Raw genomic sequence first — 23,548 nt, 5'->3', positions numbered from 1 at the left:
AAATAACCGAATGGCGGCAATAGCGCCGCCATTCGGGGAATTTACCCCTGTTTTCTCAGGCGAGTTTCAGATTCACCACGTTGCATCACCCGTTGCAACACCTCCGCTTCCAGCTCCGCTAATCGCACCGACCCTAATCGACGCGGACGGGGGATATCCACTGTCAAATCCAGACCAATTTTTCCCTCTTCAATTAACAGCACCCGGTCAGCCATCGCTACCGCTTCGCTCACATCATGCGTCACCAACAGTACGGTAAAGCCGTGCTCCTGCCAAAGTGACACAATCAAATCCTGCATCTCGAGTCGCGTTAAGGCGTCCAGCGCCCCGAGCGGTTCATCAAGCAACAATAATCCCGGTCGATGAATCAACGCTCTTGCCAGCGCCACTCGCTGTTTCTGCCCGCCAGAAAGTGCGGCAGGCCATTCCCCTGCGCGATTCTCCAGTCCTACCGCAGCCAACGCTCGACGTGCGGCATCGCGCCACTGGCCTTTAAGGCCTAACCCAACGTTATCAATCACCGATTTCCACGGTAGCAGACGCGCATCCTGAAACATCATTCGCGTGTCTTCCTGAATTTCAGCCAGCGGTGTGGTGCCCGCTAACACATCGCCTGCGGTTGGCGTTTCCAGACCTGCCAGCAGGCGCAGCAGGGTACTTTTGCCACCACCGCTGCGGCCCACCACCGCCACAAACTGACCTGCCGGAATATGTAAATCCAGTTGGTTCAGGACGATATTTTCCGCGTAATGTTTGCTTACTGCATTGAGCAACAATGGCGTGCCCTGGTTCAGACGAGCAGTATTCATACCGTGGCCTCCTTCAAATGATAAGCCGGGTTCCAGCGCAACCAGAGGCGCTCTAACAGCTGCGCGCTGACGTCAGCCAGTTTGCCGAGCAGGGCGTAAAGAATAATAGCGACTACCACCACGTCCGTTTGCAAAAACTCCCGCGCATTCATCGCCAGATAACCAATGCCTGAATTGGCAGAAATGGTTTCGGCAACAATCAGCGTCAGCCACATCAGGCCCAACGCAAAACGCACGCCGACCATAATTGAGGGCAGGGCACCAGGCAGGATCACATGGATAAACAGCGGTATGCCGGATAATCCATAGCTACGCGCCATCTCCACCAACCCGCGATCGATATTACGGATGCCATGCCAGGTGTTGATATAAATGGGGAATAGCGTACCGAGCGCCACCAGAAAGATTTTTGCGGATTCATCAATGCCAAACCACAAAATCACCAGCGGGATCAGCGCCAGATGCGGCACGTTGCGCAACATCTGAATTGAGGTATCCAGCAGCCGTTCTCCCCAGCGAGATAGCCCGCTAATCAGTCCCAAAATCAACCCCAGCGATCCGCCAATTGAAAAGCCAATCAGCGCCCGCCAGGAGCTGATCGCCAGATGCTGCCACAGTTCGCCGCTGGCGGAGAGCGTCCAGAACGCCGTCACCACTCCTTCCGGTGAAGGCAAAATACGCGTCGACAGCCAGCCAACCGAGGAGGCCAGTTGCCACACCGCCACGATGCCCACCGGTAAAAACCAGGGGGCAACGCGCAATAACCACTTCTTCACTGGCGTTGCCATTATTTCTTCCTTAGCTTTGCGCGACTTTACGGGGGATAAAATCATTCGCCACCGCTTCGCCTTGCGGATTCAGCGGCTGCGGCTGGGGAATTTCCGGGATGGCGACATCCAGAAGCGGGAACAGCAACTCGCCAACCCGATACGCTTCTTCCAGATGCGGATAGCCCGAAAGCACAAAACTGTCGATGCCAAGCGCGGCATATTCGTTGATTCGCGCAGCGACCGTAGGACCATCGCCCACCAGCGCCGTCCCGGCACCGCCGCGCACTAAGCCAACGCCCGCCCATAAATTGGGGCTGATCTCCAGATTGTCGCGCTTGCCGTTATGTAACGCCGCCATTCGCTGTTGCCCTACGGAATCCGTCCGGGCGAATGCGGCCTGTGCTTTGGCGATAGTTTCATCATCAAGATGCGAGATTAACCGCTCGGCGGCCTGCCACGCTTCGTCGTTAGTTTCACGAACAATCACATGCAGACGAATACCGAAACGAATTTTGCGTCCATGCGCGGCAGCTTTCGCCCGCACTTGTTCGATTTTCTCTTTAACCAGTTCCGGCGGTTCGCCCCAGGTGAGGTAGAGATCAACCTGTTCTGCCGCCAGCTCCTGGGCGACATCTGACGATCCGCCAAAGTAAAGTGGCGGATACGGCTGTTGAATCGCCGGGAAGAGCAGTTTTGCTCCGCGCACATGAATATGTTTACCGTTGAAATCGACGGTTTCTCTCTGCAATAAACGCCGCCAGACCTGGGTAAATTCCGCCGAGGCTTCGTAGCGCTCGCTATGATCAAGGAACACTCCGTCGCCTGCCAGCTCTTGTGGATCGCTGCCTGTGACCAGGTTAAACAACGCACGTCCATTTGAGAGACGGTCAAGCGTGGCGGCCTGGCGGGCGGCAACGGTAGGTGAGGTTACGCTGGGACGCAGGGCGACAAGAAACTTCAGCCGCTGCGTCACCGGGATCATCGATGCGGCAACCAGCCACGCATCTTCGCAGGAGCGCCCCGTTGGAATTAGCACACCGGTATAGCCAAGACGATCCGCCGCTTGCGCAATTTGTTGCAGATAACCGTGATCAACCGGGCGTGAACCTTCTTCCGTTCCCAGATAATGCCCGTCACCGTGGGTCGGTAAAAACCAGAACATATTCAGACTCATAATTGTTTTCCTTCCAGTTGAGTGGGCTGCCAGATGCGCTGGCGAATATCGACTTTTTTCGGCACCAGACGATTTTCATAAAACAGATCTGCCGTTTGCTGCTGTAAGGCGGCAACCTCGGCGTTAACCGGTTTGATGGTGGTAGGAGGGCGATGATCTAAGTAAGAGGCAATCACCGGTGCCGGTAAGCCCATCGTTTTTGCCAGTAAAGCGATGCTTTGCTCGCGCTGGCTGCGGGTTAACGCATCGGCCTCACTAAAGGTTGCCAGTACGCCCTGAATAAAAGCGCCGTTTTTTTCTGCATAGGGACGAGCTGCCAGATAAAACGATCCAGTTTGATTGAGATCGGTGCCGTCTTTCAGCACCCGCACGCCGCCCTGTAATAATGCAGCAGAGTAGTAGGGATCCCAGATAGCCCAGGCGTCAACGTTACCTTGCTGGAACGCGGCGCGGGCATCAGCGGGCGTCAGGTAAGTGGGTTGGATATCGGTAAACTTAAGTCCGGCCTGACGCAGTGCACGCAGTAAAAGGTTGTGTGAACTGGAACCTTTCTGAAAGGCAACTTTGTGACCTTTAAGATCGGCTACGGTTTTGATCGGGCTGTTTTCTGCCACCAGAATCACTTCGGCTTTGGGCTTCGGTGGCTCGACGCCCACATATACCAAATCAGCCCCGGCAGCCTGGGCAAAGATTGGCGGAATATCCCCGGTACTGCCGAGATCAATACTGCCAACGTTTAACGCTTCCAACATTTGCGGACCCGCGGGGAACTCCACCCAGGAGATTTTTGATTGCGGATAGCGTTTTTCCAGTAACTGGTGGCTTTTTGCCAGTACCATACCAATACTGCCTTTCTGATAGCCTATACGTAACGCTTCAGGCGAGGATTCTGCAGCAACCGCAATCGTAGAGACGCTAAGCAATCCCACCAGCGCCAGTTTAATGATGTTACGCATGGGCATTACCTCGCAGAGACAGAAGGTCAGGAACCTGAACATCGCGGCGGTGCAATGCCTGCCAGAAAGTTTCTAGCGCGGTATCAAGACGGGTTTGCAGATTTGGCGTGAAATGGGGTCTGTGATGGTAATCAATTACTTGTGAGTCATCGGCAAACACGCCGTGCAGGATCTCCTGAGCTTTCAGTGCGCTTAAAACTGGTTTAAGGGCATAATCGACCGCCAGCAGATGGGCCACGGTACCGCCCGTCGCCAGCGGTAGCACCACTTTGCCTTGCAAAGCGCGCTCTGGCAGCAGGTCGAGCAGGGTTTTCAGCGCGCCGGAATAGGCGGCTTTATACACAGGTGTAGCGACTATCAGTCCATCAGCCTGTTGCAGCTGTTCGGTGAAGGTCTTGAGTGCCGGACTATCGAAACGAGCATAAAGCAGATCTTCCGGGGCGAAGTTTTGCAGATTCCAGTGATAAACCTCTACATCCAGGCCATTTAGTTTTTCCCGCGCATATTCCAGCAAGGAGCTGGAGCGAGAAGGAAAGCGAGGACTACCCGCCAGGGTGATGACACGCATACTCTCTCCTTATAACCAATTGTTCTTTTTTTGTTAACATTGATAACAATTCGGTCAGTCTGTCGGAGAGACAAGAAAATGCCAAATATAAATTTTGTGTATCTTTTTCTGAAAATAAACTAAAGAAAGGGCTTTATATATCACGCATATTTATTTGTTGGATAGTCATTAGATGTTGAATCAATGAATTACTCGTTCAGTTAATATTTAAATATTCATGAAATCTATAAATTAAAGATTTGTCACTTATTGGATTTAGTATGCTTGATTTAAATGGCGGACAATTATTGTTATTATTAAGTCTAATGTCATTTAAAGGCATTATCATATTTACGAAGAGATCAGGATGATAACGATGAAAAAAAGTGTATTGACGGCGTTTATAACTGTGGTATGTGTAACGTCCAGCGTTATGGCTGCTGATGATAATGCTATCACGGATGGCTCAGTAACATTTAATGGTAAAGTTATTGCTCCAGCTTGTACCCTGGTAGCTGCGACGAAAGATTCCGTGGTGACTTTGCCAGATGTTAGTGCCACGAAGTTGCAAACCAATGGTCAGGTTTCTGGCGTGCAAACTGATGTGCCAATTGAATTAAAAGATTGTGATACTACCGTAACAAAAAATGCAACTGTAGATTCAATCTGTCAATGCAACACCCCTTTCAATTATCTCTTTCGGTGTTTTGAACTTCAGTGTCTTTCTCGGTCTGTTGTTTAGCTGAGCAGCAACCAGATCTAGTTCATGTTGAGTATATTGGGCAAGACATGTCTTTTTAGGAAAGTACTGCCGAATTAGCCCATTTGTGTTCTCATTTGTTCCCCGCTGCCAAGGACTCTGAGGATCGCAGAAGTAAACTTTAACGCCGGTGCTGACAGTAAATTCTAGATGTCTGGCCAGTTCCATTCCTCTGTCCCATGTCAGTGATTTTCTGAGTTCTGACGGTAAACTCAGGAATTTGTCGGTAAGAGCCTGATTTACTGAGACAGAATCTTTGCCCCTGAGTCTAAGGATGATCGTATAACGTGATTTTCGGTCTACAAGTGTGGCTATATGAGAGTTTTTTGTACCTGAGACTAAATCGCCCTCCCAATGCCCCAGAGAGCGTCTGTTATCGATATTTCGGGAACGTTCGTGAATTGGTGTTCCGTTCACTATGTTAATCGTACCTCTTTCGCCTTTGCGGGTATGACGCCTGCCATGGCGAAGGCTATGCGACCGTCGCAGATGCTGTATATTCAGGTGGTGTAGCGCTTCACGGCTACGAAAGTACAGCGTTTTATAAATTGTCTCAGGTGATATTCGCAGCGTTTTTTGACGTGGTTTTGTTCGCCTTAACCATCCTGATATTTGCTCTGGAGACCATTTCATCTCCAGCTTTTCCAGAACAAGCTTTCGCAATGGTAAATTTTGATCCAGTAAGCACGGTTTTGGCCTTTTCGCCATTCTGTTGGCTCGGTTATTAGCATCAACAGCTTTGTAATAGCGTCTGCCCCGATTACGCTGAACTTCACGTGAGATCGTCGAAGGACTGCGATTCAGCGCAGTAGCTATCGCACGAATGCTCATTTTGGCTGACAAACCAGCTCGTATCTCCTCGCGCTCAGACAGTGTCAGGTGAGCTACAGCCCGCTTACGCTCATGGGGTTTTATGCCGCCAGTATCCCTTAACATAGTGAAGATCGTTCCGGGTTTTGAACCCAGGATATTCGCTATTTCACTGAAGCCTGTTCCGTTCTTCCATAGTTCAAAAACAGAGGCTTTTTCCTCTGCTGTAAATGTTCGTCTCATTCAAAAAACCTCCGCAACCCCATGTTTTCACATAACTGTTGCGTTGACCAATTGAATCTACAACGTTCACCTTTAATGGCACTGCGGATACTACTCAGATTACAGCGTTTGCTAACCAGGCCTCATCTGATGCTGCTACAAACGTGGCCCTGCAAATGTATATGAATGATGGTACAACGGCCATCACGCCAGACACAGAAACCGGGAACATTTTGTTGCAGGATGGAGATCAGACGTTGACTTTTAAAGTTGATTATATCGCTACGGGGAAAGCGACTTCAGGTAATGTGAATGCGGTAACAAATTTCCATATTAACTATTATTAATAGAACTCATTAATTGTTTTATTAATTAGTACCCCTCCAGTGTTCTGGAGGGGATATTCATATTTTTTAAGAGTGACTATTTATGAAAACTTGCATAACAAAGGGAATTGTGACCGTAAGTTTAACGGCAATATTACTCAGCTGCTCATCCGCATGGGCGGCAGGTAAAGGCGGGATTGGACTTGCAGCAACACGTCTTGTTTATTCAGAAGGTGAAGAGCAAATTTCACTGGGTGTACGTAACACCAGTCCGGATGTTCCTTATCTTATTCAGTCATGGGTGATGACCCCAGATAATAAAAAATCAGCAGACTTTATTATTACACCACCGCTATTTGTGCTGAATCCGGCAAATGAGAATCTGTTACGCATTATGTACATTGGAGCGCCGTTGGCGAAAGACAGAGAAACCCTTTTCTTCACTAGCGTACGGGCAGTCCCTTCAACAACGAAGCGGGAAGAGGGAAATACCCTGAAGATTGCCACACAAAGCGTCATCAAACTTTTCTGGCGACCAAAAGGTTTAGCGTATCCCTTAGCCGAGGCTCCGGCGAAACTGCGTTGCACTTCGTCAGCTGACATGGTTACGGTCAGTAACCCAACACCTTATTTCATTACCCTGACAGACCTGAAAATAGGTGGAAAGGTAGTTAAAAATCAAATGATTTCCCCCTTTGATAAATACCAATTCTCTCTGCCAAAGGGTGCCAAAAATAGCAGCGTAACGTATCGAACCATCAATGACTACGGGGCGGAAACGCCGCAACTCAACTGTAAATCGTAATTCGTCTTCAGTTAAGAGAGCGAGATGTATAGAACTCACCGACAACACAGCCTGTTAAGCTCTGGTGGAGTGCCATCGTTTATTGGTGGGCTGGTGGTGTTTGTGTCGGCAGCGTTCAATGCACAAGCTGAAACCTGGTTCGATCCTGCCTTTTTCAAAGATGATCCCTCAATGGTGGCCGATTTGTCTCGTTTCGAAAAAGGACAAAAAATAACGCCAGGGGTTTATCGTGTCGATATTGTTCTGAATCAGACAATTGTAGATACGCGCAACGTCAATTTTGTTGAGTTAACGCCAGAGAAGGGGATTGCCGCCTGTTTGACGACTGAAAGCCTGGATGCAATGGGTGTTAATACTGATGCGTTTCCGGCTTTTAAACAACTGGACAAACAAGCGTGTGTGCCATTGGCGGAGATTATTCCGGATGCCAGCGTAACGTTTAATGTGAATAAACTCCGTCTGGAAATTTCAGTACCGCAAATCGCCATCAAAAGTAATGCCCGTGGTTATGTCCCCCCTGAACGTTGGGATGAAGGGATCAACGCGCTATTACTGGGATATTCGTTTAGCGGGGCTAACAGTATTCATAGCAGCGCAGACAGTGATTCTGGCGACAGCTATTTTCTGAATTTAAACAGTGGCGTTAATTTAGGCCCATGGAGATTGCGCAACAATTCAACATGGAGTCGCAGTAGTGGCCAAACCGCAGAATGGAAGAATCTCAGCAGCTATTTGCAGCGGGCGGTTATTCCACTAAAAGGCGAACTGACCGTAGGTGATGATTATACTGCAGGCGATTTTTTCGATAGTGTCAGCTTTCGTGGTGTGCAGCTGGCGTCAGATGACAACATGCTGCCAGACAGCCTGAAAGGGTTTGCGCCTGTGGTGCGTGGTATCGCCAAAAGCAATGCCCAGATAACGATTAAGCAAAATGGTTACACCATTTACCAAACTTATGTATCGCCTGGTGCTTTTGAAATTAGTGATCTCTATTCCACGTCGTCGAGCGGTGATTTGTTAGTTGAAATCAAAGAAGCGGACGGCAGCGTCAATAGCTACAGCGTACCGTTCTCCAGTGTGCCATTACTCCAGCGTCAGGGGCGAATCAAATACGCGGTGACACTGGCGAAATACAGAACCAATAGTAATGAACAGCAGGAGAGCAAATTTGCCCAGGCCACGTTGCAGTGGGGCGGACCGTGGGGAACGACCTGGTATGGTGGTGGACAATATGCTGAATATTACCGTGCCGCCATGTTTGGTCTGGGATTTAACCTCGGCGATTTCGGAGCAATTTCGTTCGATGCGACCCAGGCGAAGAGTACGCTAGCAGATCAAAGCGAACATAAAGGTCAGTCATATCGTTTTCTGTATGCCAAAACGCTCAACCACTTGGGCACTAACTTTCAATTGATGGGCTATCGCTATTCGACGTCGGGTTTCTACACCCTTTCCGACACCATGTATAAACATATGGATGGCTACGAATTTAATGACGGTGATGATGAAGATACGCCGATGTGGTCGCGTTATTACAATTTGTTTTACACCAAACGTGGCAAACTGCAGGTCAATATCTCCCAGCAATTAGGCGAGTACGGTTCGTTTTATTTAAGTGGTAGCCAGCAAACTTACTGGCATACGGATCAACAGGATCGGCTATTACAGTTTGGCTACAACACGCAAATTAAAGATCTTTCGCTGGGGATTTCCTGGAACTACAGTAAGTCCCGTGGTCAACCTGATGCTGATCAGGTGTTTGCTCTAAATTTTTCCCTGCCGCTCAATCTGTTGCTCCCCAGAAGTAATGATAGCTATACCAGGAAAAAAAATTACGCCTGGATGACCTCTAACACCAGTATCGATAACGAAGGGCACACTACACAAAACCTGGGTTTAACGGAGACATTACTCGATGACGGTAACCTGAGCTACAGCGTGCAACAGGGATATAACAGCGAGGGGAAAACGGCTAATGGTAGCGCCAGCATGGATTACAAAGGGGCGTTTGCGGATGCCCGAGTGGGCTACAACTACAGCGATAACGGCAGTCAACAACAACTGAACTACGCTCTTTCAGGCAGTTTAGTTGCCCATTCACAGGGCATTACCCTGGGGCAATCGCTGGGGGAAACTAACGTTCTGATTGCAGCACCAGGCGCAGAGAATACTCGTGTGGCGAACAGCACCGGGCTGAAAACTGACTGGCGCGGATATACCGTTGTTCCTTATGCCACTTCTTATCGGGAAAATCGAATCGCACTTGATGCGGCGTCGTTAAAACGTAACGTGGATCTTGAAAATGCAGTAGTCAACGTGGTTCCCACCAAAGGGGCGTTGGTTCTGGCGGAGTTCAATGCCCATGCGGGTGCAAGGGTATTAATGAAAACATCAAAGCAGGGTATACCGCTGCGTTTTGGCGCGATAGCGACGCTGGACGGCGTACAGGCTAATAGCGGCATAATTGATGATGATGGCTCGCTCTATATGGCGGGTTTACCGGCGAAGGGAACAATAAGCGTGCGCTGGGGCGAAGCTCCCGATCAAATTTGTCATATCAATTACGAGCTTACCGAACAACAAATTAACTCTGCGATTACGCGAATGGATGCCATATGCAGATAATCTTTGGAGAAAAATGCGTGTCATTACTACGACTATTTTTTGCCGCCGTCTTAATGCTATGGTGCGCTCAAACCGCTGCTTATAGCGGGCAGTGTCATACTACTCAGGGGAATCCGTATATTGGCGTCAATTTTGGCGTTAAAACCCTGGAGGAAGAAGCAAATACGGCAGGGGTAGTTAAAGACAAATTTTATCAGTGGAACGAATCGAATGATTATTATGTTTCCTGTGATTGCGATAAAGACAATGTCAGAAGTGGCCGATGGGCATTCGCCGCGGATTCACCGTTAGTCTATTTAGGCGACAACTGGTACAAAATTAATGACTATCTTGCCGCCAAAGTTTTATTGCAGGTTAAAGGCAGTTCTCCTACTGCGGTTCCTTTCGAAAACGTGGGCACAGGGGGGGATACCCGATGGCATATTTGCGACCCTGGCGGTCAACGTTTAGGTGGGCAGGGGGCAAGCGGTAATAGCGGTAGCTTTTCCCTGAAAATATTGCAGCCGTTCGTTGGCTCGGTCGTCATTCCTCCTATGGCGCTGGCGCGATTATATGAATGCTACAACATACCCGCAGGTGATTCCTGCACGACTACAGGTACACCGGTTTTAGTGTATTACCTGTCTGGTACGATCAATTCACTTGGCTCATGTTCCGTCAATGCCGGAGAGACAATTGAAGTTGATTTAGGTGATGTCTTCGCTGCCAATTTCCGTGTTGTAGGGCATAAACCTCTTGGGGCCAGAACGGCAGAACTTGCAATTCCAGTCAGGTGTAACACGGGAAACGCGGGATTAGTTAATGTCAACCTGAGTCTGACGGCAACCACAGACCCCAGCTATCCCCAGGCGATTAAGACGTCACGTCCTAGCGTGGGCGTGGTGGTGACCGATAGCCAGAACAACATTATTTCCCCTGCTGGTGGAACATTACCGCTCTCTATTCCTGATGATGCAGACAGTATCGCGCGAATGAATGTCTATCCAGTCAGCACGACAGGTGTACCACCAGAAACCGGGCGATTTGAAGCCACGGCAACGGTGAGAATAAATTTTGATTAACGCGTGAACGTATGAAGAAAAAAACGATATTTCAGTGCGTTATCTTGTTCTTTAGCATTCTTAACATCCATGTCGGGATGGCTGGGCCTGAACAAGTTAGTATGCATATTTATGGGAATGTGGTCGATCAGGGCTGTGATGTCGCCACCAAAAGTGCATTACAAAATATTCATATTGGTGATTTTAATATCAGTGATTTTCAGGCCGCGAATACCGTAAGCACTGCTGCTGATTTGAATATCGATATCACCGGTTGTGCCGCTGGTATTACTGGCGCGGACGTCCTTTTTAGCGGCGAGGCTGACACCCTTGCGCCGACACTGCTCAAACTAACTGACACAGGCGGAAGCGGTGGTATGGCAACGGGGATTGCCGTGCAAATTCTTGATGCGCAAAGTCAGCAAGAAATCCCGCTCAATCAGGTCCAGCCTCTTACGCCCTTAAAAGCCGGGGATAACACACTCAAATATCAACTTCGTTATAAGTCCACAAAGGCGGGAGCAACGGGCGGTAATGCGACGGCGGTTCTCTATTTTGATCTGGTTTACCAGTGAAGGAGTGATGTTGAAACGGATAATCTGGATTCTGTTCTTATTGGGATTAACGTGGGGCTGTGAGCTATTTGCCCATGATGGCACGGTCAACATTAGCGGATCGTTTCGCCGTAATACATGCGTGCTGGCACAGGATAGCAAGCAAATCAATGTGCAGTTAGGCGATGTCTCGCTGACACGTTTTTCTCATGGGAATTATGGCCCGGAGAAATCTTTCATCATTAATTTGCAGGATTGCGGAACAGATGTCAGCACGGTTGACGTCACCTTTTCAGGAACCCCCGACGGAGTGCAGAGCGAAATGTTGTCCATTGAAAGTGGTACGGATGCAGCCAGCGGGCTGGCAATTGCGATTCTGGATGATGCGAAGATATTGATTCCGCTTAACCAGGCGAGTAAAGACTACAGCCTACATAGCGGTAAGGTGCCATTAACTTTTTATGCGCAATTGCGACCTGTCAATAGCGATGTGCAGTCGGGTAAAGTGAATGCCAGCGCGACATTTGTACTTCATTATGACTAATACGTGGAACAGATTGGCGCTCTTGATTTTCGCCGTTTTATCGCTGCTGGTGGCGGGTGAATTGCAGGCAGGAGTGGTGGTCGGCGGAACGCGATTTATCTTTCCGGCAGACAGAGAATCGATATCTATTTTACTGACTAATACCAGTCAGGAATCCTGGCTTATTAACAGTAAAATCAACCGCCCAACGCGTTGGGCCGGGGGGGAAGCGTCGACAGTGCCAGCACCATTACTGGCCGCTCCGCCACTTATTCTCCTGAAGCCCGGTACGACAGGCACGTTGCGCTTGCTGAGAACGGAAAGCGACATCTTGCCTGTGGATCGCGAAACGCTATTTGAGTTAAGCATTGCCAGCGTGCCATCCGGCAAAGTTGAAAATCAGAGCGTAAAAGTGGCGATGCGCTCGGTATTTAAACTGTTCTGGCGACCCGAAGGTTTGCCGGGCGACCCGCTGGAAGCTTATCAACAATTACGCTGGACACGGAATTCGCAGGGTGTACAACTCACTAACCCAACGCCTTATTACATTAACCTGATTCAGGTGAGTGTAAATGGTAAAGCGTTAAGTAATGTGGGAGTTGTGCCGCCTAAAAGCCAGCGTCAGACAAGCTGGTGTCAGGCAATCGCACCGTGTCATGTCGCCTGGCGGGCGATAAATGATTACGGCGGGTTGAGTGCAAAGAAGGAGCAAAATCTGCCCTGAAACAGGTTCGGAAAACGTTTGCGTTTTTTTTGCCGCAGGTCAATTCCCTTTTGGTCCGAACTCGCACATAATACGCCCCCGGTTTGCACACCGGGAATCCAGGAGAGTTCATGTACTACCCCTTCGTTCGTAAAGCCCTTTTCCAGCTCGATCCAGAGCGCGCTCATGAGTTTACTTTTCAGCAATTACGCCGTATTACAGGAACGCCGTTTGAAGCACTGGTGCGGCAGAAAGTGCCTGCGAAACCTGTTAACTGCATGGGCCTGACGTTTAAAAATCCGCTTGGTCTGGCAGCCGGTCTTGATAAAGACGGGGAGTGCATTGACGCGTTAGGCGCGATGGGATTTGGATCGATCGAGATCGGTACCGTCACGCCACGTCCACAGCCAGGTAATGACAAGCCGCGTCTCTTTCGTCTGGTAGATGCCGAAGGTTTGATCAACCGTATGGGCTTTAATAATCTTGGCGTTGATAACCTCGTAGAGAACGTAAAAAAGGCCCATTATGACGGCGTCCTGGGTATTAACATCGGCAAAAATAAAGATACGCCAGTGGAGCAGGGCAAAGATGACTATCTGATTTGTATGGAAAAAATCTATGCCTATGCGGGATATATCGCCATCAATATTTCATCGCCGAATACCCCAGGATTACGCACGCTGCAATATGGTGAAGCGCTGGATGATCTCTTAACCGCGATTAAAAATAAGCAAAATGATTTGCAAGCGATGCACCATAAATATGTGCCGATCGCAGTGAAGATCGCGCCGGATCTTTCTGAAGAAGAATTGATCCAGGTTGCCGATAGTTTAGTTCGCCATAATATTGATGGCGTTATTGCAACCAATACCACACTCGATCGTTCTCTTGTTCAGGGAATGAAAAATTGCGATCAAACCGGTGGCTTAAGTGGTCGTCCGCTTCAGTTAAAAAGCACCGAAATTATTCGCCGCTTGTCACTGGAATTAAACGGTCGCTTACCGATCATCGGTGTTGGCGGCATCGACTCGGTTATCGCTGCGCGTGAAAAGATTGCTGCGGGTGCCTCACTGGTGCAAATTTATTCTGGTTTTATTTTTAAAGGTCCGCCGCTGATTAAAGAAATCGTTACCCATATCTAATTATTTCTTCGAATTCCTCTTTATAAGATAATCAGGGCTTTATTTTCAGCCCTGGTTGTTTTATATTCATCTCTGTTGCTTATTTAGACATTTTGTACTTTTATTGTTGAGGTTATTAAGCGAAGCGACAATGGATTGTGTTGCTGCGGTTTTATAGGGTAGGGGAGAGGCAGATGCGAATTAAACCAGACGATAACTGGCGTTGGTATTACGATGAAGAGCACGATCGAATGATGCTCGATTTAGCCAATGGTATGCTATTTCGCTCACGTTTTGCGCGCAAGATGTTGACTCCAGATGCCTTTTCTCCCGCAGGCTTTTGCGTTGACGACGCCGCGCTCTATTTCTCTTTTGAAGAAAAGTGCCGCGATTTTAATTTATCTAAAGAACAAAAAGCCGAACTGGTGCTGAATGCACTGGTAGCAATTCGCTATCTCAAACCGCAAATGCCGAAAAGCTGGCATTTTGTTTCCCATGGTGAAATGTGGGTGCCCATGCCGGGCGATGCGGCCTGCGTTTGGTTGAGCGATACTCACGAGCAGGTCAATTTGCTGGTCGTTGAATCTGGCGAAAATGCCGCACTATGCCTGCTGGCACAACCCTGCGTTGTTATTGCGGGTCGCGCGATGCAGTTGGGCGACGCCATTAAAATCATGAACGACAGGCTGAAACCGCAGGTTAATGTTGACAGCTTCAGCCTCGAACAGGCAGTCTAACGCGCCAACTTAAGTGCAGTCTTCGGTACACAGCTACAGCAAAGAATGGTGCCATCATCGCCCATTGCTGATTTTTTCAGCGGCGTGACTTCGCCTTCTAAAAGCTGAACACGGCAACTTCCACAAATGCCCGCGCGGCAAGAATAAGGGATACGAATTCCCTGATTTTCTAATTGCTCCAGCAACACCTGTTGGTTATTTCCACGAAATGCCTGTCCCTGCCAGTCAATATCTACATTTGCGTCCGGTTGTTGCGTGATGTTGGCGGTATCATCAGCGGCAGCTGCGCCGTAAATTTTTGCCGGAGCCGTTGCCAGAATTTCCACCTCATCGCCAACGCGAATCACGCCGCTATTACGGGCAATTAAATTCTGACCAAAATCGACATCGCCGTTATCCTGGGCAGTGCGGAAAGATTGCAATGTTTTTAATGGTTCGCCTGCCGGATGTTTTTGCCCTTTTTCTGGGCTGACGGTGGTGAAAATACAGCGGCTACAAGGTTTAACCACATCAAACACCACATCACCAATGCGAATCACTTTCCAGCGATCTTCTTCCCAGGCTGACGCGCCGGAAACCACCAGATTGGGGCGGAATTGCTCCATTTTTACACTGGCCGGACAACGTTGTTGGAGATCACGTAACGAGGCTTCGTTAGCAAGAAGGTAAGGATAGCCATCAGCAAATGACAGAGGTACAGTGTTGTGGCGTTTCACGCGCCGGGTCATTTGTGGCCCCACCCAGCGTAATTGCACTTCGCGGGAGAAAAATCCACTTAGCCATTTGTTGATCGCGTCTGGCGCAATTCGCGCGGTAAAATGTGTGCCCCAAACTTCGGTTGGTGCGTCTTGTGTGGCGAAATCAGCAAAACGAACATATGCGCTACTGCCATCTGGTGCGGTGAGATGCAAGCCATCATGCACAGGTGAAGGAGTAAACCGTACCATCTGGGGAAACTGGCGAGCGGTAATAAACGTACCGTCAGGTTCCGTGATCATAAAGATGCGATCGAAGGCCAGACCACTGACATCTGCCAGAGCATGTGTAAGACCAATGCCGCGCATCGATTTAACAGGATGAATAAAAAGCCGGATTAATGTCGCCACGGTGCGGTCCTCAAATGAAAATAAGCCCTCAACTTTATGACATGACGCGCTTATTAGCTATAATGCGCAACAATTTTCTTAGCGCCTGTCCCATTAGGCTATTTTATTTGTCAGTTTGGCCCTGGGTTATGCTCGAAATCCTCACGTACTTGTGTACGCTCCGGTTTCTCCGCGCTGTCCATGTCCAGACTGACTGCAACAATTACGCCTACTGCGGTAGGCTCTTAGAGTAAAAGTGACGATATGAATTCTCTGTTTGCCAGTACGGCCCGTGGGCTGGAAGAGCTGTTAAAAACTGAACTGGAAAACCTGGGGGCCGTTGAATGCCAGGTGGTTCAGGGTGGGGTCCATTTCAAGGGCGACACACGGCTTGTTTACCAGAGCCTGATGTGGAGCCGCCTGGCCTCGCGTATTATGTTGCCGCTGGGCGAGTGTAAGGTTTACAGCGATTTAGACCTCTATCTCGGTGTTCAGGCGATCAACTGGACAGAGATGTTTAATCCTGGCGCGACCTTCGCTGTCCACTTCAGTGGTTTGAATGACACCATCCGCAACAGTCAGTACGGCGCGATGAAAGTGAAAGACGCGATCGTCGATGCTTTCACGCGGAAAAATCTGCCGCGTCCAAATGTTGATCGCGATGCGCCGGATATCCGCGTTAACGTCTGGCTGCATAAAGAAACCGCCAGTATCGCTCTTGATCTGAGTGGTGATGGTTTACATCTGCGTGGCTATCGCGATCGTGCTGGTATTGCGCCGATCAAAGAAACCCTGGCAGCCGCTATTGTGATGCGATCCGGCTGGCAGCCAGGAACACCGCTGCTCGATCCGATGTGTGGTTCCGGTACGTTGCTGATTGAAGCAGCGATGCTGGCGACCGATCGCGCACCAGGCTTGCACCGTGGGCGTTGGGGCTTTAGCGGCTGGGCGCAGCATGATGAAGCTATCTGGCAGGAAGTGAAAGCGGAAGCGCAAACTCGCGCCCGTAAAGGCCTGGCTGAGTATAGCTCTCATTTTTACGGTTCGGACAGCGACGCACGGGTGATTCAACGTGCACGCACTAACGCCCGTCTTGCGGGGATTGGTGAACTGATCACCTTTGAGGTGAAAGATGTCGCGCAACTGACCAATCCGCTGCCGAAAGGGCCGTACGGCACAGTGTTGAGCAACCCGCCATACGGGGAACGTCTGGACAGCGAACCGGCGCTGATTGCGCTGCATAGCCTGCTGGGTCGGATCATGAAAAACCAGTTTGGTGGCTGGAATCTCTCTTTGTTTAGTGCCTCGCCGGATCTGCTAAGCTGCTTGCAGCTGCGTGCAGACAAACAGTACAAGGCGAAAAACGGCCCGCTGGACTGCGTACAGAAAAATTACCACGTTGCCGAAAGCACTCCAGACAGCAAACCGGCGATGGTAGCGGAAGACTACACCAACCGCCTGCGTAAGAACCTCAAAAAATTCGAGAAGTGGGCTCGCCAGGAAGGGATTGAATGTTACCGCCTGTATGACGCCGATCTGCCAGAATATAACGTTGCCGTTGACCGTTATGCCGACTGGGTGGTGGTGCAGGAGTATGCGCCGCCAAAAACTATTGATGCTCACAAAGCGCGTCAGCGTCTGTTCGATATTATCGCTGCAACCATTTCGGTACTGGGGATTGCGCCAAACAAACTGGTGCTGAAAACCCGTGAACGCCAGAAGGGCAAAAACCAATACCAGAAACTGGGCGAGAAGGGCGAGTTTCTTGAAGTTACCGAATATAACGCTCACTTGTGGGTGAACCTGACGGATTATCTCGATACTGGTCTGTTCCTCGATCACCGCATCGCCCGTCGTATGCTCGGTCAGATGAGCAAAGGCAAAGATTTCCTCAACCTGTTCTCTTATACCGGCAGCGCCACCGTGCATGCGGGATTAGGCGGTGCACGCAGCACCACCACCGTGGATATGTCGCGTACTTATCTGGAATGGGCAGAACGCAACCTGCGTCTGAATGGCCTGACCGGGCGTGCGCATCGCCTGATTCAGGCCGATTGCCTGGCGTGGCTGCGTGAGGCAAATGAACAGTTCGATCTGATCTTTATCGATCCGCCAACCTTCTCTAACTCAAAACGAATGGAAGATGCGTTTGATGTTCAGCGCGATCATCTGGCGCTGATGAAAGATTTGAAACGTCTGCTGCGTGCAGGTGGGACGATCATGTTCTCGAACAACAAACGTGGCTTCCGTATGGATCTCGACGGCCTGGCAAAACTGGGACTGAAAGCACAAGAAATTACGCAAAAAACGCTCTCCCAGGATTTCGCCCGTAACCGCCAGATCCACAACTGCTGGCTGATTACCGCAGCCTGAAAGGAATAGTAATGTCATTAATCAGTATGCATGGCGCATGGCTGTCGTTCAGCGACGCGCCGCTTCTCGATAACGCAGAACTGCATATCGAAGATAACGAACGTGTTTGTCTGGTGGGCCGCAACGGCGCAGGCAAATCGACGTTAATGAAAATCCTCAACCGTGAACAAGGGCTGGATGACGGTCGCATTATTTACGAGCAAGATTTGATTGTAGCGCGTCTGCAACAGGATCCGCCGCGTAACGTTGAGGGTAGCGTTTATGATTTCGTTGCCGAAGGCATTGAAGAACAAGCGGAATATCTGAAACGCTATCACGATATTTCGCGCCTGGTGATGAACGACCCGAGCGAGAAAAATCTCAACGAACTGGCGAAGGTTCAGGAACAGCTGGATCACCACAACCTGTGGCAGCTGGAAAACCGCATCAACGAAGTGCTGGCGCAACTGGGGTTAGATCCTAACGTTGCGCTGTCGTCGCTTTCCGGCGGCTGGTTGCGTAAAGCGGCATTAGGACGCGCGCTGGTGAGTAATCCGCGCGTGCTGTTGCTTGATGAACCGACAAACCACCTGGATATTGAAACCATCGACTGGCTGGAAGGGTTTTTGAAAACTTTCAACGGGACGATTATTTTCATCTCCCACGACCGTTCGTTTATCCGCAATATGGCGACGCGCATTGTTGATCTCGATCGCGGCAAGCTGGTGACCTATCCAGGGAATTACGACCAGTACCTGCTGGAAAAAGAAGAAGCCCTGCGCGTGGAAGAATTACAAAATGCCGAGTTCGATCGCAAACTGGCGCAGGAAGAGGTGTGGATCCGCCAGGGGATCAAAGCACGCCGTACCCGTAATGAAGGCCGCGTACGCGCCCTGAAAGCGATGCGTCGCGAACGTGGTGAACGTCGCGAAGTGATGGGTACCGCAAAGATGCAGGTGGAAGAGGCCAGCCGCTCCGGTAAAATCGTTTTCGAAATGGAAGACGTTTGCTACCAGGTTAACGGTAAGCAACTGGTGAAAGATTTTTCTGCCCAGGTTCTACGTGGCGACAAAATTGCCCTGATTGGTCCGAATGGGTGCGGCAAAACCACGCTGCTAAAACTGATGCTCGGTCAGCTTCAAGCGGACAGCGGGCGTATTCACGTTGGCACCAAACTGGAAGTGGCTTATTTCGATCAGCACCGCGCGGAACTGGATCCCGATAAAACGGTGATGGATAACCTTGCCGAAGGTAAGCAAGAGGTGATGGTTAACGGCAAGCCACGCCACGTATTGGGCTATTTGCAGGACTTTCTGTTCCATCCGAAACGGGCGATGACGCCGGTACGTGCGCTTTCTGGCGGTGAGCGGAACCGCTTGCTGCTGGCGCGTTTGTTCCTCAAACCAAGCAACTTATTGATTCTTGACGAACCGACCAACGATCTTGATGTCGAAACGCTGGAACTGCTGGAAGAACTGATCGACAGCTATCAGGGCACGGTATTGCTGGTTAGCCACGATCGTCAGTTTGTCGATAACACCGTTACAGAATGTTGGATCTTCGAAGGCGGCGGTAAAATTGGTCGTTATGTCGGCGGTTATCATGATGCCCGTGGTCAGCAAGAGCAGTATGTGGCGCTCAAACAGCCTGCGGTGAAAAAAACCGAAGAAGCCGCCGCGGCAAAAGCAGAAACTGTAAAACGCAGCAGTAGCAAACTAAGCTATAAATTGCAGCGCGAACTGGAGCAGCTACCGCAATTGCTCGAAGATCTGGAGGCGAAGCTGGAAGCCCTACAGACGCAAGTGGCGGATGCTTCCTTCTTCAGTCAGCCGCATGAGCAGACGCAAAAAGTGCTTGCTGATATGGCTGCTGCAGAGCAGGAGCTGGAGCAAGCCTTTGAACGCTGGGAGTATCTTGAAGCGTTAAAAAATGGTGGCTGATCGCAAAATAGTCGATTTAAACAGAGACAGCTGACAACGGTAAAATTGCCTGATGAACTGGGTTTATCAGGCATGAAAACCAACACTTTGTTAGTCATCTGTAAAATAGCGCATCATTAAGGAGTACCAATGTGCGAACATCATCATGCCGCGAAGCACATCCTGTGCTCGCAGTGTGACATGCTGGTGGCGTTACCGCGCCTTGAGCATGGTCAGAAAGCGGCATGTCCCCGGTGTGGCACAACGTTAACCGTGGCGTGGGATGCCCCTCGGCAGCGTCCCACCGCCTATGCGTTGGCTGCACTGTTCATGTTGTTGCTGTCCAACTTGTTTCCTTTTGTGAATATGAACGTTGCAGGAGTTACCAGTGAAATTACATTACTGGAAATTCCCGGCGTGCTTTTTTCTGAGGACTACGCCAGCCTCGGCACCTTTTTCCTGTTGTTTGTGCAACTGGTTCCCGCGTTTTGTCTGATAACCATTCTGTTACTGGTGAATCGCGCGGAATTACCGGTCCGTTTAAAAGAGCAACTGGCACGGGTGCTTTTTCAACTCAAAACCTGGGGAATGGCGGAGATTTTCCTCGCTGGTGTGCTGGTCAGTTTCGTTAAACTGATGGCTTACGGCAGCATTGGGGTAGGCAGCAGCTTTCTCCCCTGGTGTTTATTTTGTGTCCTGCAACTGCGCGCTTTTCAGTGCGTTGATCGTCGCTGGTTATGGGACGACATCGCCCCGATGCCAGAACTGCGCCAGCCGCTAAAACCAGGCGTCACGGGGATACGTCAGGGGCTGCGTTCGTGCTCCTGTTGTACGGCAATCCTTCCTGCTGATGAACCCGTGTGCCCGCGTTGTAGTACCAAAGGGTACGTTCGGCGTAGAAACAGCCTGCAGTGGACACTCGCGCTGCTTGTAACGTCCATCATGCTGTATCTTCCGGCTAATATTTTGCCCATCATGGTGACGGATTTATTAGGCTCGAAGATGCCGTCGACGATTCTCGCTGGGGTCATTCTGTTATGGAGCGAAGGCTCTTATCCCGTCGCTGCGGTGATCTTTCTGGCCAGTATTATGGTGCCAACGTTAAAGATGATCGCCATCGCGTGGCTGTGTTGGGATGCCAAAGGGCATGGCAAGCGCGACAGTGAAAGAATGCATTTGATTTATGAAGTTGTTGAGTTTGTAGGCCGCTGGTCGATGATTGACGTTTTCGTTATCGCGGTGCTCTCGGCGCTGGTGCGTATGGGAGGTTTAATGAGTATTTATCCGGCAATGGGTGCATTAATGTTTGCTTTAGTCGTCATAATGACAATGTTTTCTGCTATGACGTTTGACCCGCGTTTGTCGTGGGATCGTCAACCTGAATCAGAGCATGAGGAGTCCTGACAGTATGGAATCTAATAATGGGGAAGCCAAAATCCAGAAAGTGAAGAACTGGTCTCCCGTGTGGATATTTCCTATCGTCACGGCGCTCATTGGGGCCTGGGTTCTTTTTTATCATTACAGCCATCAGGGACCGGAAGTGACCCTGATCACCGCGAATGCGGAAGGAATTGAAGGTGGCAAAACCACCATTAAAAGCCGTAGCGTTGACGTCGGCGTGGTTGAAAGCGCCACACTGGCTGATGATTTGACGCACGTTGAAATCAAAGCGCGGCTGAATTCCGGTATGGAAAAATTGCTGCATAAAGACACCGTCTTTTGGGTGGTGAAACCGCAGATTGGTCGCGAAGGGATTAGCGGCCTGGGAACGCTGCTGTCTGGAGTTTATATCGAACTGCAGCCAGGCGCGAAAGGCAGCAAAATGGATAAATACGATTTGCTGGACTCGCCACCGTTGGCCCCGCCTGATGCGAAAGGTATCCGTGTGATTCTCGATAGCAAAAAAGCCGGGCAGCTCTCGCCAGGAGATCCGGTGCTGTTCCGTGGCTATCGGGTAGGTTCGGTTGAAACCAGCACCTTCGATACACAAAAACGCAATATCAGCTATCAACTGTTCATCAATGCACCTTATGACCGACTGGTGACCAACAATGTTCGCTTCTGGAAAGATAGTGGCATTGCGGTTGATCTGACGTCAGCAGGGATGCGTGTGGAGATGGGCTCATTGACAACGCTGCTGAGTGGCGGTGTCAGCTTTGATGTGCCGGAAGGTCTGGATTTAGGGCAGCCAGTGGCACCGAAAACAGCTTTCGTTTTGTATGATGATCAGAAGAGCATTCAGGATTCGTTGTACACCGATCACATTGATTATCTGATGTTCTTTAAAGATTCGGTACGCGGTCTGCAACCGGGAGCTCCGGTAGAGTTCCGGGGTATTCGCCTGGGTACCGTAAGCAAAGTGCCATTCTTTGCGCCGAATATGCGTCAGACATTTAACGATGATTACCGTATTCCGGTACTGATTCGTATCGAGCCAGAGCGGCTGAAAATGCAGCTTGGCGAAAATGCGGATGTTGTTGAGCACCTTGGCGAATTGTTGAAACGTGGTTTACGCGGATCGCTGAAAACCGGAAACCTGGTCACTGGTGCACTGTATGTTGATCTCGATTTCTATCCAAATACGCCTGCAATAACCGGTATTCGTGAATTTAATGGTTATCAGATTATCCCGACCGTTAGCGGCGGCCTGGCGCAAATCCAGCAACGACTGATGGAAGCGTTGGATAAGATCAACAAACTGCCATTGAATCCGATGATTGAACAGGCAACCAGTACGCTTTCTGAAAGTCAGCGCACAATGAAAAACCTGCAAACGACGCTGGATAGCATGAACAAGATCCTCGCTAGCCAGTCGATGCAGCAGTTGCCGACGGATATGCAGTCAACGTTGCGTGAATTGAATCGCAGCATGCAGGGCTTCCAGCCTGGCTCCGCAGCCTACAACAAGATGGTGGCGGATATGCAGCGCCTTGATCAGGTGTTGCGAGAACTGCAACCGGTGCTGAAAACGCTCAATGAGAAGAGTAACGCGCTGGTATTTGAAGCGAAGGACAAAAAAGATCCAGAGCCGAAGAGGGCGAAACAATGAAAAAGTGGCTAGTGACGATTTCAGCACTGTGGCTGGCCGGATGCAGCTCCGGCGAAATTAATAAAAACTATTACCAGTTACCTGTGGTGCAGAGCGGTACACAAAGTACCGCCAGCCAGGGCAATCGTCTGTTATGGGTAGAGCAGGTCACTGTTCCTGACTATCTGGCGGGGAATGGTGTGGTTTATCAAACCAGTGATGTGAAGTATGTGATTGCCAACAACAACTTGTGGGCCAGCCCGTTGGATCAACAGTTGCGCAACACCCTGGTTGCCAACCTGAGTACGCAACTGCCCGGCTGGGTGGTTGCCTCCCAGCCTCTGGGAAGCGCCCAGGACACGCTCAATGTTACCGTAACGGAGTTTAACGGTCGCTATGATGGCAAGGTCATTGTCAGTGGTGAGTGGCTGTTGAACCACCAGGGACAACTGATCAAACGTCCGTTCCGTCTGGAAGGAGTGCAAACTCAGGATGGTTACGATGAGATGGTTAAAGTGCTGGCCGGTGTCTGGAGTCAGGAAGCCGCTTCTATTGCACAAGAGATAAAGCGTCTACCTTAATTATAAAGATTTGTAAATATAACCGTCTCCGGTATGTTGCCTGAGGCGGTTTTTTTGTCTCTAACGTGCGGAAAAATTTGTTCCTCTTCACATTTTTTGTA

At 50.0% G+C, this 23,548-nt stretch carries 20 protein-coding genes and 2 pseudogenes; 15 read left to right on the top strand and 7 right to left on the bottom strand.

Annotated elements, in window-relative coordinates; genetic code table 11:
* Positions 1-41 precede the first annotated feature (41 nt).
* Genes ssuB through ssuE form a run of 5 tightly spaced genes read right to left on the bottom strand, consistent with a single transcriptional unit; the run spans position 42 to position 4,277 of the window.
* Positions 42-809 carry an aliphatic sulfonates ABC transporter ATP-binding protein gene (ssuB, locus tag ACU8XX_RS15710; RefSeq protein ID WP_001090506.1) on the bottom strand — a complete coding sequence of 256 codons (768 nt, stop codon included), beginning with the start codon at positions 807-809 and terminating at the stop codon, positions 42-44.
* Positions 806-1,597 (bottom strand): aliphatic sulfonate ABC transporter permease SsuC, encoded by a 792-nt coding sequence (ssuC, locus tag ACU8XX_RS15705; RefSeq protein ID WP_000235203.1) that lies wholly within the window; start codon positions 1,595-1,597, stop codon positions 806-808. Before ssuC ends, ssuB begins: the two co-directional genes overlap by 4 nt.
* A gap of 10 nt (positions 1,598-1,607) precedes the next feature.
* On the bottom strand, positions 1,608-2,753 hold the full coding sequence (gene ssuD, locus ACU8XX_RS15700) for an FMNH2-dependent alkanesulfonate monooxygenase (RefSeq protein WP_000056006.1): 1,146 nt from the start codon (positions 2,751-2,753) through the stop codon (positions 1,608-1,610).
* On the bottom strand, positions 2,750-3,709 hold the full coding sequence (gene ssuA, locus ACU8XX_RS15695) for an aliphatic sulfonate ABC transporter substrate-binding protein SsuA (RefSeq protein WP_001244342.1): 960 nt from the start codon (positions 3,707-3,709) through the stop codon (positions 2,750-2,752). Before ssuA ends, ssuD begins: the two co-directional genes overlap by 4 nt.
* On the bottom strand, positions 3,702-4,277 hold the full coding sequence (gene ssuE / locus ACU8XX_RS15690; RefSeq protein WP_446908306.1) for an NADPH-dependent FMN reductase: 576 nt from the start codon (positions 4,275-4,277) through the stop codon (positions 3,702-3,704). The genes ssuA and ssuE overlap by 8 nt, the downstream gene beginning before the upstream one ends.
* Before the next feature lie 355 nt (positions 4,278-4,632).
* Here ssuE and ACU8XX_RS15685 point away from each other — a divergent pair.
* Positions 4,633-4,911 (top strand): annotated as a pseudogene (locus ACU8XX_RS15685) (fimbrial protein); the annotation flags it as partial.
* Positions 4,912-4,917: 6 nt separating this feature from the next.
* Here ACU8XX_RS15685 and ACU8XX_RS15680 read toward each other — a convergent pair.
* Positions 4,918-6,069, bottom strand: coding sequence for an IS30-like element IS30 family transposase (locus tag ACU8XX_RS15680; RefSeq protein ID WP_001254932.1), 1,152 nt, complete (start codon positions 6,067-6,069; stop codon positions 4,918-4,920).
* 53 nt (positions 6,070-6,122) lie between these two features.
* Here ACU8XX_RS15680 and ACU8XX_RS15675 point away from each other — a divergent pair.
* The 9 genes and pseudogenes from ACU8XX_RS15675 to zapC form a co-directional block, all read left to right on the top strand.
* Positions 6,123-6,395 (top strand): annotated as a pseudogene (locus ACU8XX_RS15675) (fimbrial protein); the annotation flags it as partial.
* Between the two features lie 82 nt (positions 6,396-6,477).
* A complete protein-coding gene (locus ACU8XX_RS15670; RefSeq protein ID WP_016242023.1) occupies positions 6,478-7,179 on the top strand; it encodes a fimbrial biogenesis chaperone in 702 nt (233 codons plus the stop codon).
* A 24-nt stretch (positions 7,180-7,203) separates the two neighbouring features.
* Positions 7,204-9,804 carry a fimbrial biogenesis usher protein gene (locus ACU8XX_RS15665; protein WP_016242024.1) on the top strand — a complete coding sequence of 867 codons (2,601 nt, stop codon included), beginning with the start codon at positions 7,204-7,206 and terminating at the stop codon, positions 9,802-9,804.
* Positions 9,795-10,865, top strand: a complete 1,071-nt coding sequence (locus ACU8XX_RS15660; RefSeq protein WP_016242025.1) for a fimbrial protein — start codon at positions 9,795-9,797, stop codon at positions 10,863-10,865. Before ACU8XX_RS15665 ends, ACU8XX_RS15660 begins: the two co-directional genes overlap by 10 nt.
* 11 nt (positions 10,866-10,876) lie before the next feature.
* Positions 10,877-11,419 (top strand): fimbrial protein, encoded by a 543-nt coding sequence (locus tag ACU8XX_RS15655; RefSeq protein WP_000730614.1) that lies wholly within the window; start codon positions 10,877-10,879, stop codon positions 11,417-11,419.
* Between the two features lie 7 nt (positions 11,420-11,426).
* Positions 11,427-11,942, top strand: a complete 516-nt coding sequence (locus ACU8XX_RS15650; RefSeq protein ID WP_000919497.1) for a fimbrial protein — start codon at positions 11,427-11,429, stop codon at positions 11,940-11,942.
* Positions 11,908-12,645, top strand: a complete 738-nt coding sequence (locus tag ACU8XX_RS15645) for a fimbrial chaperone (RefSeq protein ID WP_001111465.1) — start codon at positions 11,908-11,910, stop codon at positions 12,643-12,645. Before ACU8XX_RS15650 ends, ACU8XX_RS15645 begins: the two co-directional genes overlap by 35 nt.
* Positions 12,646-12,755: 110 nt before the next feature.
* Entirely contained in the window at positions 12,756-13,766 is a 1,011-nt protein-coding gene (gene pyrD, locus ACU8XX_RS15640; RefSeq protein ID WP_001295352.1) for a quinone-dependent dihydroorotate dehydrogenase, read from the top strand.
* A gap of 173 nt (positions 13,767-13,939) precedes the next feature.
* Positions 13,940-14,482, top strand: a complete 543-nt coding sequence (zapC, locus tag ACU8XX_RS15635; protein WP_001295353.1) for a cell division protein ZapC — start codon at positions 13,940-13,942, stop codon at positions 14,480-14,482.
* Here the strand turns inward: zapC and ycbX are convergent.
* Complete coding sequence (gene ycbX / locus ACU8XX_RS15630; protein WP_000212426.1) at positions 14,479-15,588, bottom strand: 6-N-hydroxylaminopurine resistance protein YcbX; 1,110 nt, start codon at positions 15,586-15,588, stop codon at positions 14,479-14,481. The two genes, zapC and ycbX, sit on opposite strands and share 4 nt — an antisense overlap.
* A gap of 243 nt (positions 15,589-15,831) precedes the next feature.
* Here ycbX and rlmKL point away from each other — a divergent pair, with 243 nt between their 5' ends.
* The 5 genes from rlmKL (at position 15,832) to pqiC (ending at position 23,447) form a co-directional block, all read left to right on the top strand.
* Positions 15,832-17,940, top strand: a complete 2,109-nt coding sequence (rlmKL, locus tag ACU8XX_RS15625) for a bifunctional 23S rRNA (guanine(2069)-N(7))-methyltransferase RlmK/23S rRNA (guanine(2445)-N(2))-methyltransferase RlmL (RefSeq protein WP_001086539.1) — start codon at positions 15,832-15,834, stop codon at positions 17,938-17,940.
* A gap of 11 nt (positions 17,941-17,951) precedes the next feature.
* Positions 17,952-19,859: an ABC transporter ATP-binding protein gene (locus tag ACU8XX_RS15620; RefSeq protein WP_000053099.1), complete on the top strand. Its 1,908-nt coding sequence runs from the start codon at positions 17,952-17,954 to the stop codon at positions 19,857-19,859.
* A gap of 129 nt (positions 19,860-19,988) precedes the next feature.
* A complete protein-coding gene (gene pqiA, locus ACU8XX_RS15615; protein ID WP_000333176.1) occupies positions 19,989-21,242 on the top strand; it encodes a membrane integrity-associated transporter subunit PqiA in 1,254 nt (417 codons plus the stop codon).
* Between the two features lie 4 nt (positions 21,243-21,246).
* The gene (gene pqiB / locus ACU8XX_RS15610; protein WP_000445533.1) at positions 21,247-22,887 is read left to right on the top strand and encodes an intermembrane transport protein PqiB; all 1,641 of its coding nucleotides are present in this window, start codon (positions 21,247-21,249) and stop codon (positions 22,885-22,887) included.
* A complete protein-coding gene (pqiC, locus tag ACU8XX_RS15605; RefSeq protein ID WP_032173938.1) occupies positions 22,884-23,447 on the top strand; it encodes a membrane integrity-associated transporter subunit PqiC in 564 nt (187 codons plus the stop codon). The genes pqiB and pqiC overlap by 4 nt, the downstream gene beginning before the upstream one ends.
* The last annotated feature ends 101 nt before the right edge of the window (positions 23,448-23,548 follow it).

Source organism: Escherichia sp. MAL-1 (assembly GCF_052948035.1).
This window is presented reverse-complemented; position numbering and strand designations above follow the sequence as displayed.

Excerpts from the sequence above, each read along its gene's own strand:
- pqiB (WP_000445533.1), top strand. The coding sequence starts at position 21,247 with ATGGAATCTAATAATGGGGAAGCCAAAATCCAGAAAGTGAAGAACTGG.
- zapC (WP_001295353.1), top strand. The coding sequence starts at position 13,940 with ATGCGAATTAAACCAGACGATAACTGGCGTTGGTATTACGATGAAGAG.
- ACU8XX_RS15645 (WP_001111465.1), top strand. The coding sequence starts at position 11,908 with ATGCCAGCGCGACATTTGTACTTCATTATGACTAATACGTGGAACAGA.
- ssuE (WP_446908306.1), bottom strand. The coding sequence starts at position 4,277 with ATGCGTGTCATCACCCTGGCGGGTAGTCCTCGCTTTCCTTCTCGCTCC.
- ssuC (WP_000235203.1), bottom strand. The coding sequence starts at position 1,597 with ATGGCAACGCCAGTGAAGAAGTGGTTATTGCGCGTTGCCCCCTGGTTT.
- rlmKL (WP_001086539.1), top strand. The coding sequence starts at position 15,832 with ATGAATTCTCTGTTTGCCAGTACGGCCCGTGGGCTGGAAGAGCTGTTA.
- pyrD (WP_001295352.1), top strand. The coding sequence starts at position 12,756 with ATGTACTACCCCTTCGTTCGTAAAGCCCTTTTCCAGCTCGATCCAGAG.
- pqiA (WP_000333176.1), top strand. The coding sequence starts at position 19,989 with ATGTGCGAACATCATCATGCCGCGAAGCACATCCTGTGCTCGCAGTGT.
- ACU8XX_RS15680 (WP_001254932.1), bottom strand. The coding sequence starts at position 6,069 with ATGAGACGAACATTTACAGCAGAGGAAAAAGCCTCTGTTTTTGAACTA.
- ACU8XX_RS15660 (WP_016242025.1), top strand. The coding sequence starts at position 9,795 with ATGCAGATAATCTTTGGAGAAAAATGCGTGTCATTACTACGACTATTT.
- ssuB (WP_001090506.1), bottom strand. The coding sequence starts at position 809 with ATGAATACTGCTCGTCTGAACCAGGGCACGCCATTGTTGCTCAATGCA.
- ACU8XX_RS15620 (WP_000053099.1), top strand. The coding sequence starts at position 17,952 with ATGTCATTAATCAGTATGCATGGCGCATGGCTGTCGTTCAGCGACGCG.
- pqiC (WP_032173938.1), top strand. The coding sequence starts at position 22,884 with ATGAAAAAGTGGCTAGTGACGATTTCAGCACTGTGGCTGGCCGGATGC.
- ACU8XX_RS15670 (WP_016242023.1), top strand. The coding sequence starts at position 6,478 with ATGAAAACTTGCATAACAAAGGGAATTGTGACCGTAAGTTTAACGGCA.
- ssuA (WP_001244342.1), bottom strand. The coding sequence starts at position 3,709 with ATGCGTAACATCATTAAACTGGCGCTGGTGGGATTGCTTAGCGTCTCT.
- ACU8XX_RS15650 (WP_000919497.1), top strand. The coding sequence starts at position 11,427 with ATGTTGAAACGGATAATCTGGATTCTGTTCTTATTGGGATTAACGTGG.
- ACU8XX_RS15655 (WP_000730614.1), top strand. The coding sequence starts at position 10,877 with ATGAAGAAAAAAACGATATTTCAGTGCGTTATCTTGTTCTTTAGCATT.
- ACU8XX_RS15665 (WP_016242024.1), top strand. The coding sequence starts at position 7,204 with ATGTATAGAACTCACCGACAACACAGCCTGTTAAGCTCTGGTGGAGTG.
- ssuD (WP_000056006.1), bottom strand. The coding sequence starts at position 2,753 with ATGAGTCTGAATATGTTCTGGTTTTTACCGACCCACGGTGACGGGCAT.